Below are 14,087 nucleotides of genomic sequence, written 5' to 3'. Positions count from 1 at the left end.
TTGTCTTAGCGGCCACTTAATTTATTGCGCTGGGTGGCCTATCTGCTTGCGCAGCAGCGCCAAAAAACCTTGCAGCACGGCGGACGGATTGTCGCGGCGCCAGGCCAGGCCCGTTTCCACCAGCGGCGTGGCGTCCTGCAGCGGCCTGTATTCTACGCCCGGGCGCATCAGATTCGATACCGATTGTGGCACAAGCGCGATGCCCATGCCAGCCGAGACGAGGCTGACGATGGTCTGCATCTGTATCGCTTCCTGGCCGATCTGCGGCGTGATGCCGGCCGCGCGGAACACGCCGAGGATGGCGTCGTGCAGGGCGGGAGAAATGGCGCGCGGAAAAATGATCAAGGGCAGGGGCGGCACGTCGCGCAGGCGCACGGGGCCCGGCGCGGTCAATATGTCGAGGCCTGAGGGCGCGGCCAGCACCAGCGGTTCGGCCAGCACGGGCAGGTAGTCGAGTTCCCCTTTCGCCTTCTCGGGCAGGGGCGGGATCAGCAGGCCCGCATCCGTGCGCCCGGCCTGCAGTTCGTCGAGCTGCAGGTCGGACGTGGCTTCCTGCAGGGCGATCTGCACTTGCGGATAGGCCGCCTGGTAAGCGCGCAGCAGGGGCGGCAGCACGCTGTAGTCGGCCGAGGAAACGAAGGCCAGGCTCAGACGCCCCGCCTCGCCCTGCGCGGCCCGCCGCACCAGCGCGGGTAAATCCAGTGCCTGCGCCAGCAGCCGGCGCGCCTCGGGCAGCAGGGCCGTGCCGGCCGGCGTCAGCTGCACCTCGCGGCGCGTGCGCACGAACAGGGGCGCGCCCAGCAGTTCTTCCAGGGCCATGATGGTTTGCGACAGGGGCGGCTGCGTCATGTGCAGGCGCGCGGCGGCGCGGCCGAAGTGCAGCTCTTCGGCGACGGTGACGAAATAGCGCAGCTGGCGCAGTTCCAGATTCATATGCATTTCCATGAGGAATAACTGCTGTGATATCCAAATCGAATCACAGACACGTGCATCATATATTTGACAGTGGGGCGCGCGCAAGGCAATCTGGCGTACCCCCATGCAGGGTTTTGTTGAAAACCCGCACAGTCAGGCACCAACACTTTTGGAAGGTCCATCATGCCGCAATACCGCTCCCGCACCACCACCCACGGCCGCAACATGGCTGGCGCCCGCGCCCTGTGGCGCGCCACCGGCATGAAGGACGGCGACTTCGACAAGCCGATCATCGCCGTCGTCAACTCGTTCACCCAGTTCGTGCCCGGCCACGTGCACCTGAAGGACCTGGGCCAGATGGTGGCGCGCGAAATCGAAAAGGCCGGCGGCGTGGCCAAGGAATTCAACACCATCGCCGTCGATGACGGCATCGCCATGGGCCACGGCGGCATGCTGTATTCGCTGCCCTCGCGCGACCTGATCGCCGACTCCGTCGAATACATGGTCAACGCCCACTGCGCCGACGCCATGGTCTGCATCTCGAACTGCGACAAGATCACGCCGGGCATGCTGATGGCCGCCATGCGCATCAATATCCCCGTCGTCTTCATCTCGGGCGGCCCGATGGAAGCGGGCAAGGTCGTCAAGGTCGTCAACGGCAGCCAGAAGATCATCAAGCTGGACCTGGTCGACGCCATGATCAAGGCGGGCGACAGCAGCGTGTCCGACGCCGACGTGGCGGAAATCGAACGCTCGGCCTGTCCTACCTGCGGTTCCTGCTCCGGCATGTTTACGGCCAACTCGATGAACTGCCTGACCGAAGCGCTGGGCCTGGCCCTGCCCGGCAACGGCACCATCCTGGCCACGCACTCGGACCGCCAGCAGCTGTTCCTGCGCGCGGGCCGTTTGATCGTGGAACTGGCCAAGCGCCACTACGAGCAGGATGATTATTCGGTGCTGCCACGCTCGATCGCCACCAAGGCGGCGTTTGAAAACGCGATGGCGCTCGACGTCTCCATGGGCGGCTCGACCAACACCGTGCTGCACTTGCTGGCCGCCGCGCACGAGGCGGAAGTGGAATTCACGATGGCCGACATCGACCGCATCTCGCGCAAGGTACCGTGCCTGTGCAAGGTGGCGCCGATGACGGACAAATACCATATCGAAGACGTGCACCGCGCGGGCGGCATCGTGGGCATCCTGGGCGAACTGGCGCGCGCCGGCCTGCTCAACACCACTCTGCCGACCATCCATGCGCCGACCCTGGCCGACGCCATCGCGCAAAACGACATCAAGTGCACGGACGACCCTGCCGTGCACGAACTGTTCCGCGCCGCCCCGGGCGGCGTGCCGACGCAGACGGCGTTCTCGCAGTCGGAGCGTTTCGCGGCCGTCGACACGGACCGCAGCACGGGCTGCATCCGCGACAAGGCCCACGCCTACTCGCAGGATGGCGGCCTGGCTGTCTTGTACGGCAACCTGGCCGAAAAGGGCTGCATCGTCAAGACGGCCGGCGTCGATGAAAGCATCTTGAAATTCTCGGGCAAGGCACGCGTGTTCGAAAGCCAGGATTCCGCTGTGGAAGCGATTCTGGCCGATACCGTGCACGAAGGCGACGTCGTCATCATCCGCTACGAAGGCCCGAAAGGCGGCCCCGGCATGCAGGAAATGCTGTACCCGACTTCGTACATCAAGTCGAAGGGCCTGGGCAAGGCGTGCGCGCTGTTCACGGACGGGCGCTTCTCGGGCGGTTCCTCGGGCCTGGTGATCGGCCATGCTTCGCCGGAAGCGGCCGAAGGCGGCGCCATTGGCCTGGTGGAAGAGGGCGATTTCATCGACATCGATATCCCCGAGCGCCGTATCAACCTGCGCGTGACGGATGCGGAACTGGCCGCGCGCCGCGCCGCCATGGAAGCGAAGGGCGACGCGGCCTGGTTGCCCGTCAACCGCGACCGTTATGTCTCGCAGGCGCTGCAGGCGTATGCGGCCCTGACGACGTCGGCCGACCGGGGCGCCGTGCGCGACTTGTCGCAATTGAAGAAGCGCTGATCTGTTGCGCAAGTAAGACAGCCGGCTCCGTTTGACTATGCGGGGCCGCCTGTCGTTACATCGCCTTACAAACAACATGGTCATGGACGCGCAGATGGGGCAGAATATGAATGCCTAATCGTTACTACATTGCGTTACTACATTGAAACGCTTGATCTGGGCTCGTGGTGCATCTGCGGAAACACAGTAAAATGCCGCAGGAAGTAACTTTGGAGAAAAGACAATGAAACGTTTTATGTTGGTGAGTGTATTGACCGTATCGGCTCTGGCATCGCAAGCAGCGTTGGCCAATCCGGACCTGGCGAAGGCAAAAAACTGCATGGCTTGCCACGCGGTGAGCACGAAACTGGTGGGTCCTGCGTATAAAGACGTGGCGGCCAAGTATGCCGGTCAAAAGGATGCGGAAGCCAAGCTCGTGGCGAAAGTCATGAAGGGCGGTTCCGGCACCTGGGGTGCGATCCCGATGCCAGCGAACCCGCAAGTGAGCGAGGCGGAAGCCCACACCCTGGTTAAATGGGTACTGGCACAGAAATAATCTGTGCCGCAGCACCTGCAATTAGCGCGCCGGCAATCCCGGCGCGTTTTTTTTGCCCGCTGCCTTATGCAGGTTGCCCATGCCCTGCAACGTCGCCCGCACCGCTTCGTCCAGCGGCGTATGCGGTTCCTGGCCCAGCACGGCCAGCAGCCGTGTATTGTCCATGGACAGGGGCGTTTTCCACAGATAGCGCATCTCGCGCATTTCGCGCAGGGTCGCCACGAACGGCGACGCCAGCGTCACCAGCCACCACGGGAAACGCCGGATGGCGGGCGCAGCTCCTGTTGCCTGCTCCACCACGCGGGCAATCGCGCCCGTCATTTGCCGGCCATCGTCGTCCCAGTGCCCTGCCATGTGAAAGCGCGCAAACGCGGGCAAGCTGGCGCGTACGGCCAGCAATTGCACCATCGTGCGCGCCACGTCGGGCAGGTAGGACCACTGGTGGCCCACGCCGGGCGCGCCCGGATACAGCACGCTGCGCACGCGCTGGCCCGGTTTCACGAGGCCCTGCGCAAACCAGTTATTGCCGGCGCGGGGGCCGAAGAAGTCGCCCGCGCGCACGATGATGACCCTGGCGCCCTGCGTGGCGGCCGATTCCAGCCGCGCTTCCAGTTCCACGCGGATGGCGCCCTTGCGCGTTTGCGGGCGCTGCGGCGCGTCTTCCGCCAGTACGGGAAAGGCGTCGGGACCGAAGTTGTACACGGTACCGGGCAGCACGATGGTGGCGTTTTCGGCAATCGCCGCGGCGATGGTGTTGTCGAGCATGGGCAGCACCAGCTGGCCCCAGTTCCGGTAGCCGGGAGGGTTGACGGCGTGCACGATGACGGCGCAGCCCTTGGCTGCCGCCTGCACGTCCGCGCGCGACAGGGCGTCGCCGCGCAGCCACTCGACGTTATCGCCGCGTGGCGATGGCATCTCTCCCCGCGTCAAGGCGCGCACCTGCCAGCCTGCCGCCAAGAGCTGGCGCACCATCTCGCCGCCGATGCCGCCCGTGGCGCCCAGTACCAATGCTGTTTTGTCCATTATGACCTCCGTGTGGTTGATTGAGCCAGTATCTGCCGCGCAGGGCTAATTGGGAATTGACTAGCATCGTCCACAGGCTATACATTTATGTATGACTACCTCGATTGCCTGGGAATACTACCGTTCGCTGCTGGCCGTGCTCAAGCACGGTTCACTGTCCGGCGCGGCACGCGCGCTGGCCATCACGCAACCGACCGTCGGCCGGCATATCGCCGCGCTCGAGCAGGCGCTGGGCGCGACCCTGTTCACGCGCTCCCAGCTGGGCTTGCTACCGACGGAAGTGGCCCTGGCGCTGCGGCCCCATGCGGAAACCATGGAACATACGGCCGCCCTGATGGAACGCGCCGCCAGCGGCCAGGGGCAGGGCGTTGCCGGTGTCGTGCGCATCGCGGCAAGCGAGGTGGTGGGCGTGGAGGTGCTGCCGCCCATACTGGCGCGCCTGCGCGCACGCCATCCGGGCCTGGTCATTGAATTGGTGCTGAGCAACAAGGTGCAGGATTTGCTGCGCCGGGAAGCGGACATCGCCGTGCGCATGCTGCGTCCGCGCCAGGAGCAGCTGGTGGCGCGCAAGGTGGGCGAGATCGAGCTGGGCCTGCATGCGCACGCGGATTACCTGGCGCGCCATGGCGCGCCTTTGGCATTGGGCGATCTGGCGCAGCATGCCGTCATCGGCTACGATGAGGCGAGTCCCTTCGTGCGCAATGCGGGCGCCGCTTTCAACGGATTTACGCGGGAAAATTTTGCCTGGCGCTGCGACAGCGACCTGGCGCAACTGGCCCTGATACGGGCAGGCGCCGGCATCGGCGTATGCCAGGCGGGGCTGGCGGCGCGCGATCCGGCCCTGCGGCGCGTATTGCCGCAAGCGTTTTCGCTGCCGATGGAAACCTGGGTCACCATGCATGAAGACTTGCGCGGCAGCCTGCGCTGCCGCGCCACCTTCGACGCGCTGGCCGAAGGTTTGCAGGCTTACGTGGCAGGACAGCAAGAACCGTAGCGAGCGGATGTGAGTTGTGGCTGAGAAGCGGAGCTGTGCGAATGCACAGTGAGCATCGCAGGCCGCAAATCGCGCCGCGCAGTAGGTTCTATTATTTGACCACTTCCATCTTGGTTTTCTTGCCGTCCCGATAGGTGAACAAGGTCAGCGCGCCATCCTTGATGTCACCGTTGGCGTCGAACGAGATCGGGCCCGTCACGCCCTGGTAGTGCACCTTGGCCAGGAACGGCAGGTAGACGGACGGTTTCGACGACTTCGCATCCTGCATGGCGGTGGCCATGGTCATCACGGCATCGTAGACGTATGGCGCGTACAGCTGCACGTCCATATTGTATTTCTGCTTGTAGCGGGCGCGGAAATCGTCCATGCCTTTTTGCTGCGCGCCCGTCACGCCGCCCGCTTCCGCGCAGGTGACCATGTTTTCGCCCACGGCGTCGCCGGCCAGCTTGCCCAGCGGCTCCGTGCACAGGCCGTCGCCGCCCATGAACTTGGCCTTGATGCCCAGCGCCTTCATCTGGCGCAGCATGGGGCCGCCCACGGAATCCATGCCGCCAAAGAAGATCAGGTCGGGATTTTTCGACTTGATGCTGGTCAGGATGGCGTTGAAGTCCGTCGCGTTAGCATTGGTAAATTCCTTGCCGACGATTTGCACGCCAGGCGCCGCCTTCTTGGCGCCCTTGACGAACTGTTCGGCCACGCCCTGGCCGTAGGCCGTACGGTCATCGATGACGGCGATTTTCTTCGCCTGCAGCTTGCCCACGGCATACGCGCCCAAAGTTCCCCCCAGCTTGTTGTCATTGGCCACGACGCGGAAGGCCGTGTTGAATTTTTGCTGGGTATAGGTCGGGTTGGTGGCGGCCGGCGAAATCTGCGGAATGCCGGCATTGAAGTAAATGCGCGAGGCGGGAATCGTCGTGCCCGAGTTCAGGTGGCCGATGACACCGTTGACCTTGGCGTCGACCAGCTTCTGCGCCACGGCCGTGCCCTGCTTGGGGTCGGCTGCGTCATCTTCGGGCACCAGCACGAATTTCACGGCCTTGCCGTCGATCTTGAAGCCTTTGGCGTTCAAATCCTCGATGGCCATATTGGCCGCGTTCTCGTTATCCTTGCCCAGGTGGGAGCTGGCGCCAGAGACCGGGGCGACGTGGCCTATCTTGATGATTTCCTGTGCGCCCGCATGGCCGGCAAAGGCGAGGGCGATGGCGAGTGGAAGGACTTTGGTCTTGAGCAGCATAAACATTCTCCAATGGATAAAGATACGGCGGCGTCTCGTGAAAACCGCTTCGACAGGCGGTACGTGTGAAGAACGGTACAACAAAAAACAGGCGGCGCAAAGCCGCTTTTGGGGCTTTTTGCATTTTGTCGCAACAATCACCAAAGTGAGGCGCGATGCACCGATTTCGCAGGCGCGAGCGCACCAAAGAATGGCGTTGGAGGGAAGAATAGGGTAGGTCGGGTAGGTCGGAAATGCTGGGGTCAGACCCGTCGGGTCTGACCCCGGATTTTTGCCGGTGGGTGCAATGGTGCCAACGGCAGACGTGCAGTTACTGCGCGGGTGGGTGCAAATGTCCCAGTTCATGACTGACCGCATGCGCCACGATCTGCTCCAGCGACTGCTGCAAGTCTTCGCGCAAGGCGCCGCGCATGCCGATCAGGGCGTTTTGCAGGGCCGTTTGCAGGACATGGGCGATGCGCTCTTCCAGCAGATGGTCGATCTTGCCCTGCACCTGATGCAGGATGCGCTGCGTCAGTCGCTGTTCGATGGCGTCCCAGTCGGGCTGCGCCACCGCAGGCGGCAACGCCGGCGCTTCCTCGACGGCAGGCTCAGCCGCAGTTGGCACCGCTTCCGCCACTTCCGGCCCCAGCAACACCTCCGTCAGCAGGGGGATGCCCTGGTCGAATGGCTGCTGGCTCATGTCTTGCCTGCCACGAAGTGGGTCGGCTGCACGTTCTGCTGGCGGTAGTGCAGGAAGCGCTGGCGGCCCGCCTGCGCATCTTGCTCATCCATGGAAACGATCTCGAAGACGCGCTGGAATTGCGCGTAGTTGGCGGGCGGCAACTGCGACAGGTTGACGAGGATGTCGTGGTGCGGCAGCTCGGCCGTTTCGTCATCGGTCAGGATGATGGGCGTTTGCGCCGCCAGCGGATCGCCGGCCAGCACGTGCGGCAGGAAATCCGTGGCGGAAATGGTCCACATGGCGCTGTTCAAGGCGTCGAGCTGGGCGCTGTCGGCCACCAGCACGACAACCTTGTTGCCAGCCATATAGGCCTTGCGTGCCAGGCGGCAGGCATAGGCCAGCTTGTCCGGCACGTTGCTGTGAAAATCGACGCGGCTCATGGCGATCAAGCGGCCATGCCGCTGTGGCGCAGCAGGGCGTCGATGCTCGGCTCGCGGCCGCGGAAGGCCGTGAACGATTCCAGCGCGGGGCGCGAGCCGCCGACGGACAGAATTTCTTCCAGGTAACGCTTGCCCGCCGCCGTGATGGCGGACGGTCCCAGCGCCTTGGCTTCCTCGAAAGCTGCATAGGCGTCGGCGGACAGCACCTCGGCCCACTTGTAGCTGTAGTAGCCGGCCGCGTAGCCGCCGGCGAAGATGTGCCCGAAGGCATTCTGGAAGCGGTTGAACGGGGGCGGGATGAGCAGCGAAAACTTGGCGCGCACGCCGTCGATCAACTGCTGCACGCTCTGGCCCGTGGCCGCGTCGTAGTCATAGTGCAGATGCATGTCGAGCAGGGAGAACTCCACCTGGCGCAGGGTTTGCAAGCCGGACTGGAAATTCTTGGCCGCCAGCATCTTGTCGTACAGCGCGCGCGGCAGCGGTTCGCCCGTGACGGCATGCGCCGTCATGTGTTCGAGCACTTCCCATTCCCAGCAGAAGTTTTCCATGAATTGCGACGGCAGTTCGACGGCATCCCATTCGACGCCGGCGATGCCCGACACGCCCAGTTCGTCGACGACGGTCAGCATATGGTGCAGGCCGTGGCCGAATTCGTGGAACAGGGTGATCACTTCATCGTGCGTGAACAGGGCAGGCTGGACTTGGCCAGCCACCACGGCCGGTTCCGTGAAATTGCAGGTCAGGTAGGCGATCGGCGTTTGCACGTGTTGCGCGTCGGCGCGGCGGCCGCGCGCGTCGTCCATCCAGGCGCCGCCGCTTTTGCCCGCGCGCGCATACAGGTCCAGGTAAAACTGGCCGACCAGCTTGCCGTCGCGCTCGATGCGGTAAAAACGCACGTCCTTGTGCCAGACGGGCGCCGCATCGGGCTTGATGTCGACGTTGAACAGGTTCTGGATCTGGCGGAACAGGCCGTCGATCACCTTGTGCTCAGGGAAATACTGTTTGACTTCCTGGGCCGAGAACGCATAGCGGCGCTCCTGCAGCTTTTCGGAGGCGTAAGGCACGTCCCACGCCTGCAGCTCGGCGATACCCAGTTCTTCGCGGGCGAATTGTTTCAGTTCGGCCAGGTCCTTTTCGGCGAACGGACGCGCGCGCTTGGCCAGGTCTTCCAGGAAAGCGATGACTTGCGCGGGCGAAGTGGCCATCTTGGAGACGAGCGACACTTCGGCGAAATTGGCGTAGCCCAGCAGTTGTGCCTCTTCGTTGCGCAGCCGCAACAAGGTGACGATGTTTTGCGTATTGTCCCAGTCCTCTTTCTTGCTGAAGACCTCGCCCTGGTCCGACGCCTTGGTGGCGTTGGCGCGGTAGATGGTTTCGCGCAGCGCGCGATTGTCGGCAAATTGCAGGATCGGGTAGTAGGACGGGAAGTGCAGCGAGAATTCATAGCCCTGCTTGCCCGCTTTTTCGGCGGCGGCGCGCGCGGCGGCCTTCACGTCGTCGGGCAGGCCGGCCAGCTCAAGCTCGTTCTCGACCAGCAACTTGTAGTCATTGGTGGCGTCGAGCACGTTTTCGGAAAACCGCGTGGCGACGGCCGCGTGTTCTTCCTGGATGGCGCCGAAGCGCTCTTTCTTATCTTCTGGCAACTCGGCGCCACCGAGGCGGAAGTCGCGCACGGCATTGTCGACGATGCGCCGGCGGGCCGGCGACAGGCTGGCGAAAGCGGGGCTGGCCTGCAATTGCTTGTATTTGCCAAACAGGATTTCGTTCTGGCCCAGCTCGGTCCAGAATTCCGTCACCTTGGGCAGGTTGGCATTGTAGGCGGCGCGCAGCTCCGGCGTATCGATCACGCTATTCAAATGGTTGACGATGCTCCAGGCGCGGCCCAGGGTTTCGGCGATCTGGTCCTGGGGCGCGACGAAGTTTTCCCAGCTCACTACTTCCACGGGCGCTTCCAGCTGCGCCACCGTGGCGCGCGCCTGGGCCAAAAGGGTATCGATGGCAGGCGTGACATGCTCGTGCGTGATCGCGTCGAAGCGTGGCAGGCCGGAAAAATCAAGCAGGGGATTGGTATTCATCGTCGGTTCCATATATAAAAGGGCGGTCATGCCGCCCCGGTGATTCTTAAATCCGCTCGGCGGCCTCGACCGTGTTCATCAGGAGCATCGTAATCGTCATCGGACCCACGCCACCCGGTACGGGGGTGATGTGGGAGGCGACTTCCTTCACGCCGGCAAAATCCACGTCGCCGCACAGCTTGCCTTCATCGTCGCGGTTCATGCCCACGTCGATGACGATGGCGCCCGGCTTGACCATGCCGGCCGTCAGGGTGTTGCGGCGGCCGACGGCGGCCACGACCACGTCCGCCTGGCGCGTGTACAGGCCCAGGTCCGGGGTCGCACTATGGCAGATGGTGACGGTAGCGTTCGCTTGCAAGAGCAGCAGGGCCATCGGCTTGCCGACGGTGTTGCTGCGGCCGATGACGACGGCGTGCTTGCCGCGCAAGTCCACGCCCGTGCTTTCGATCAGTTTCATGCAGCCGTATGGCGTGCACGGGCGGAAGCCGGGCAAGCCCGTCATCAGTTCGCCGGCGCTCAGGACCGAATAGCCATCCACGTCTTTCGTCGTGGCGATCGCTTCGATGACCTTGTGCGGGTTGATGTGCTTGGGCAAGGGCATTTGCACGAGGATGCCGTGGATGGCCGGGTCGGTATTCAGGCTGGCGATACGCGCCAGCAAGTCCGCTTCGGACAGGTCTGCTTCATATTTTTCCAGCACCGAGTGGAAACCCACGTCGCCGCACGCCTTGACCTTGTTGCGGACGTACACCTGGCTGGCCGGGTCTTCGCCGACGAGTATCACGGCCAGGCCGGGCTGGGTGCCCTTGGCCGTGAGGGCGGCGGCGCGCGTGGCGATCTCGCTGCGCAGTTTTTGGGAGAGGGCGATTCCGTCGATCAGTTGTGCTGGCATGGTAGGAGGCTGTGTGGGAGGGAAAAGACAGATTATAAAGCCGGGCGGTGCAAAGGGGCGGTTTTGGCGCCAATGCCGCAACGTTAAAAAGCGGGCCAGAGACGCGGGCCTGAGAAAATGCCGATGGCGGCGTTGCAGCTCCTTGCCGTACTGGCGTACTGTCTGCGTCGCTGCGCCTTGCCCTCGACATTTTTCAGGCCCGCTTGGCCCGGCATGCCTGTGCGGACGACCGGGGTTTTAATTCGGTTTGCTGGTGTGCTTGTGGAGCAGGGGCAGCCAAGGCATGCAAGTTTTCCGGTTTCGGCGCTATTTGCCACTCTGCTCATCCTAATTTCCGGGCGGAATTTGCGGCAGTGCAGCATAAATTTCATAGGTAAATTTCACAATACGAAATGCCATATCGTAATTTGAAAAATAGTAAATACGCTGTTAGAATCCCCACACTAAACCGACTTAATAGTAAATAATCAGCGAAATACCGTCCGACAGCGATCCGGAAAATCGGGGTGGGGCGTTCACAAAGGAGACTCAACAGATGTCAGCTCAACTGAACCAGGTAACGACACAGATCGGCACCGACCCGGATATGCAGGAAACCAAGGAGTGGCTGGACGCACTCGAAGCCGTTCTGGAAAATGAAGGTCCGGAACGCGCGCATTACCTGATGGAGCGCATGGTTGACCTGGCCCGCCGCCGCGGCGCCCAGATCCCGTTCTCCAGCACCACCGCCTACGTCAACACCATCCCCACCAAGCAAGAAGCACACTGTCCCGGCAACCTGGAATACGAAGAGCGCCTGCGTTCGTGGATGCGCTGGAATGCCATGGCCATGGTCGTCAAGGCCAACCGCGCCGACGGCGATCTGGGCGGCCACTTGTCCTCGTTCGCTTCGCTGGCGAACATGCTGGGCATCGGTTTCAACCATTTCTGGCACGCGCCGACGGCCGACCACGGCGGCGACCTGCTGTACATCCAGGGCCACTCCTCGCCCGGCGTCTACGCGCGCGCCTTCCTCGAAGGCCGTTTGAGCGAAGAGCAAATGCTGAACTTCCGCAAGGAAGTCGACGGCAAGGGCCTGTCCTCGTACCCGCATCCTAAATTGATGCCTGACTTCTGGCAGTTCCCGACCGTGTCGATGGGCCTGGGCCCGCACATGGCGATCTACCAGGCGCGCTTCCTGAAATACCTGCACGCACGCGGCATCGCGAAAACCGACAACCGCAAGATCTGGGCCTTCTGCGGCGACGGCGAGATGGACGAGCCGGAATCCCTGGGCGCAATCGGCCTGGCCGCACGCGACATGCTCGACAACCTGGTCATCGTGGTCAACTGCAACCTGCAGCGCCTGGACGGCCCGGTACGCGGCAACACCAAGATCATCCAGGAGCTGGAAGGCGAATTCCGCGGCGCCGGCTGGAACGTCGTCAAGGTCATCTGGGGCCCGGGCTGGGACGCCCTGCTGGCACAAGACAAGGAAGGCATTCTGCAGCGCGTGATGATGGAAACCGTCGACGGCGAATACCAGAACTACAAGGCCAAAGACGGCGCCTACGTGCGCAAGCACTTCTTCGGCAAGCATCCGAAGCTGCTGGAAATGGTTGCCAACATGACGGACGACGACATCTGGCGCCTGACCCGTGGCGGCCACGATCCGCACAAGATCTACGCGGCCTTCAAGATCGCCCAGGAACACAAGGGCCAGCCGACCGTCCTGCTGGTGAAAACCATCAAGGGCTACGGCATGGGCAAGTCCGGCGAAGCGCGCAACACGGCGCACCAGACGAAAAAACTGGACGACGAAGCCATCCGCGAAATGCGCGACCGCTTCTCGCTGCCTATTCCTGACGACAAGCTGGCCGACATCCCGTTCTTCAAGCCAGCCGACGACGCGCCGGAAATGGTCTACCTGCACGAGCGCCGCAAGGCCTTGGGTGGCTACCTGCCGCAGCGCCGCCGGAAAGCGGAAGAAACCCTGCCGGTGCCTGGCCTGGACGCGTTCAAGAACGTGCTCGAAGCCACGCCTGAAGGCCGTGAAATCTCGACCACGCAAGCGTTCGTGCGCGTCATTTCGACCCTGCTGAAAGACCCGAACCTGGGCCAGCGCGTCGTGCCTATCCTGGTCGATGAATCGCGTACCTTCGGCATGGAAGGCCTGTTCCGCCAGATCGGCATCTACAACCCGAAAGGCCAGTTGTACGAGCCGGTCGACAAGGACCAGGTCATGTACTACCGCGAAGACAAGGCCGGCCAGATCCTGCAAGAGGGCATCAACGAAGCGGGTGGCATGAGCTCGTGGATCGCCGCGGCGACGTCGTATTCGACCAACGACCGCATCATGATCCCGTTCTACACCTTCTACTCGATGTTCGGCTTCCAGCGCATCGGCGACCAGGTATGGGCTTCGGCCGACATGCGTGCCCGCGGCTTCCTGATGGGCGGCACGGCTGGCCGTACGACCCTGAACGGCGAAGGCTTGCAGCACGAAGATGGCCACAGCCATATCTTCGCCGCGACCATCCCGACCTGCATGCCGTACGATCCGACCTTCAGCCATGAAGTCGCCGTCATCATCCAGGACGGCCTGCGCCGCATGATCGCCAACCAGGAAGATGTGTTCTACTACATCACGATCATGAACGAGAACTACGCCCAGCCAGGCATCAAGCCAGGCCAGGAAGAAGGTATCCTGAAAGGCATGTACAAGCTGCAGGAAGGTCCGGCGGACGCCAAGCTGCGCGTACAGCTGATCGGTTGCGGCACCATCCTGCGCGAATCGATCTTCGCCGCCGAATTGCTTGCCAACGACTGGGGCGTGGCTGCGGACGTGTGGTCGGCGCCGTCGCTGACCCTGGTGGCCCGCGATGGTCAGGATGCGGAACGCTGGAACATGGTCAACCCGTCGAAAGAGCAGCGCGTGCCTTACGTGACGTCGCTGATGCAGGACACGGATGGCCCGATCGTCGCCACGACCGACTACATGCGCGCGTTTGCAGAACAGATCCGCGCCTTCATGCCGAAGGGCCGCACTTATAAAGTGCTCGGTACCGATGGCTTTGGCCGCTCGGACAGCCGCGCCAAGCTGCGCGAGTTCTTCGAAGTGAACCGTTATTATGTCACCGTGGCCGCGCTCAAATCGCTGGCTGACGAAGGCAAGATCGACGTGTCGGTGGTGGAGCAGGCGATTGCCAAGTACGGCATCGACGCGAACAAACCGAATCCGGTGACCCAGTAATCGTTGTGCGGACCCGATGATGCCAGGGCGGTGC

At 63.0% G+C, this 14,087-nt stretch carries 11 protein-coding genes; 4 read left to right on the top strand and 7 right to left on the bottom strand.

Annotated features, from left to right (window positions below; genetic code table 11):
• Positions 1 to 21: 21 nt before the first annotated feature.
• Positions 22 to 933: a LysR family transcriptional regulator gene (locus CLU90_RS13095; protein ID WP_100428112.1), complete on the bottom strand. Its 912-nt coding sequence runs from the start codon at positions 931 to 933 to the stop codon at positions 22 to 24.
• Between the two features lie 165 nt (positions 934 to 1,098).
• Between CLU90_RS13095 and ilvD the strand changes: the two genes are divergently transcribed.
• Positions 1,099 to 2,964, top strand: coding sequence for a dihydroxy-acid dehydratase (gene ilvD / locus CLU90_RS13090; RefSeq protein WP_092713695.1), 1,866 nt, complete (start codon positions 1,099 to 1,101; stop codon positions 2,962 to 2,964).
• A gap of 223 nt (positions 2,965 to 3,187) precedes the next feature.
• On the top strand, positions 3,188 to 3,499 hold the full coding sequence (locus CLU90_RS13085) for a c-type cytochrome (protein WP_092713693.1): 312 nt from the start codon (positions 3,188 to 3,190) through the stop codon (positions 3,497 to 3,499).
• Positions 3,500 to 3,520: 21 nt separating this feature from the next.
• On the opposite strand, the gene CLU90_RS13080 is transcribed toward CLU90_RS13085, so the two are convergent.
• A complete protein-coding gene (locus CLU90_RS13080) occupies positions 3,521 to 4,522 on the bottom strand; it encodes an NAD-dependent epimerase/dehydratase family protein (protein WP_100428111.1) in 1,002 nt (333 codons plus the stop codon).
• A gap of 91 nt (positions 4,523 to 4,613) precedes the next feature.
• Between CLU90_RS13080 and CLU90_RS13075 the strand changes: the two genes are divergently transcribed.
• Positions 4,614 to 5,516, top strand: coding sequence for a LysR family transcriptional regulator (locus tag CLU90_RS13075; RefSeq protein WP_092713689.1), 903 nt, complete (start codon positions 4,614 to 4,616; stop codon positions 5,514 to 5,516).
• A 91-nt stretch (positions 5,517 to 5,607) separates the two neighbouring features.
• Here the strand turns inward: CLU90_RS13075 and CLU90_RS13070 are convergent, their stop codons facing one another.
• The 5 genes from CLU90_RS13070 to folD all read right to left on the bottom strand — a co-directional run bounded on the left by CLU90_RS13070 (position 5,608) and on the right by folD (position 10,821).
• On the bottom strand, positions 5,608 to 6,750 hold the full coding sequence (locus CLU90_RS13070) for a branched-chain amino acid ABC transporter substrate-binding protein (protein ID WP_092713687.1): 1,143 nt from the start codon (positions 6,748 to 6,750) through the stop codon (positions 5,608 to 5,610).
• 310 nt (positions 6,751 to 7,060) lie between these two features.
• Positions 7,061 to 7,432, bottom strand: a complete 372-nt coding sequence (locus CLU90_RS13065) for a hypothetical protein (RefSeq protein WP_092713684.1) — start codon at positions 7,430 to 7,432, stop codon at positions 7,061 to 7,063.
• A complete protein-coding gene (locus CLU90_RS13060; protein WP_092714176.1) occupies positions 7,429 to 7,854 on the bottom strand; it encodes a DNA polymerase III subunit chi in 426 nt (141 codons plus the stop codon). The genes CLU90_RS13065 and CLU90_RS13060 overlap by 4 nt, the downstream gene beginning before the upstream one ends.
• 5 nt (positions 7,855 to 7,859) lie before the next feature.
• The gene (locus CLU90_RS13055) at positions 7,860 to 9,929 is read right to left on the bottom strand and encodes a M3 family metallopeptidase (RefSeq protein WP_100428110.1); all 2,070 of its coding nucleotides are present in this window, start codon (positions 9,927 to 9,929) and stop codon (positions 7,860 to 7,862) included.
• Positions 9,930 to 9,975: 46 nt separating this feature from the next.
• A complete protein-coding gene (gene folD, locus CLU90_RS13050) occupies positions 9,976 to 10,821 on the bottom strand; it encodes a bifunctional methylenetetrahydrofolate dehydrogenase/methenyltetrahydrofolate cyclohydrolase FolD (protein WP_100428109.1) in 846 nt (281 codons plus the stop codon).
• 535 nt (positions 10,822 to 11,356) lie between these two features.
• Between folD and aceE the strand changes: the two genes are divergently transcribed.
• The gene (gene aceE, locus CLU90_RS13045; RefSeq protein ID WP_092713680.1) at positions 11,357 to 14,053 is read left to right on the top strand and encodes a pyruvate dehydrogenase (acetyl-transferring), homodimeric type; all 2,697 of its coding nucleotides are present in this window, start codon (positions 11,357 to 11,359) and stop codon (positions 14,051 to 14,053) included.
• The last annotated feature ends 34 nt before the right edge of the window (positions 14,054 to 14,087 follow it).

The sequence above is a fragment of the Janthinobacterium sp. 67 genome, from assembly GCF_002797895.1.
Classification (GTDB): Bacteria; Pseudomonadota; Gammaproteobacteria; order Burkholderiales; family Burkholderiaceae_D; genus Janthinobacterium.
The sequence above is the reverse complement of the archived record's forward strand: the minus strand, read 5'-3'. Positions and strand labels throughout refer to the sequence as shown.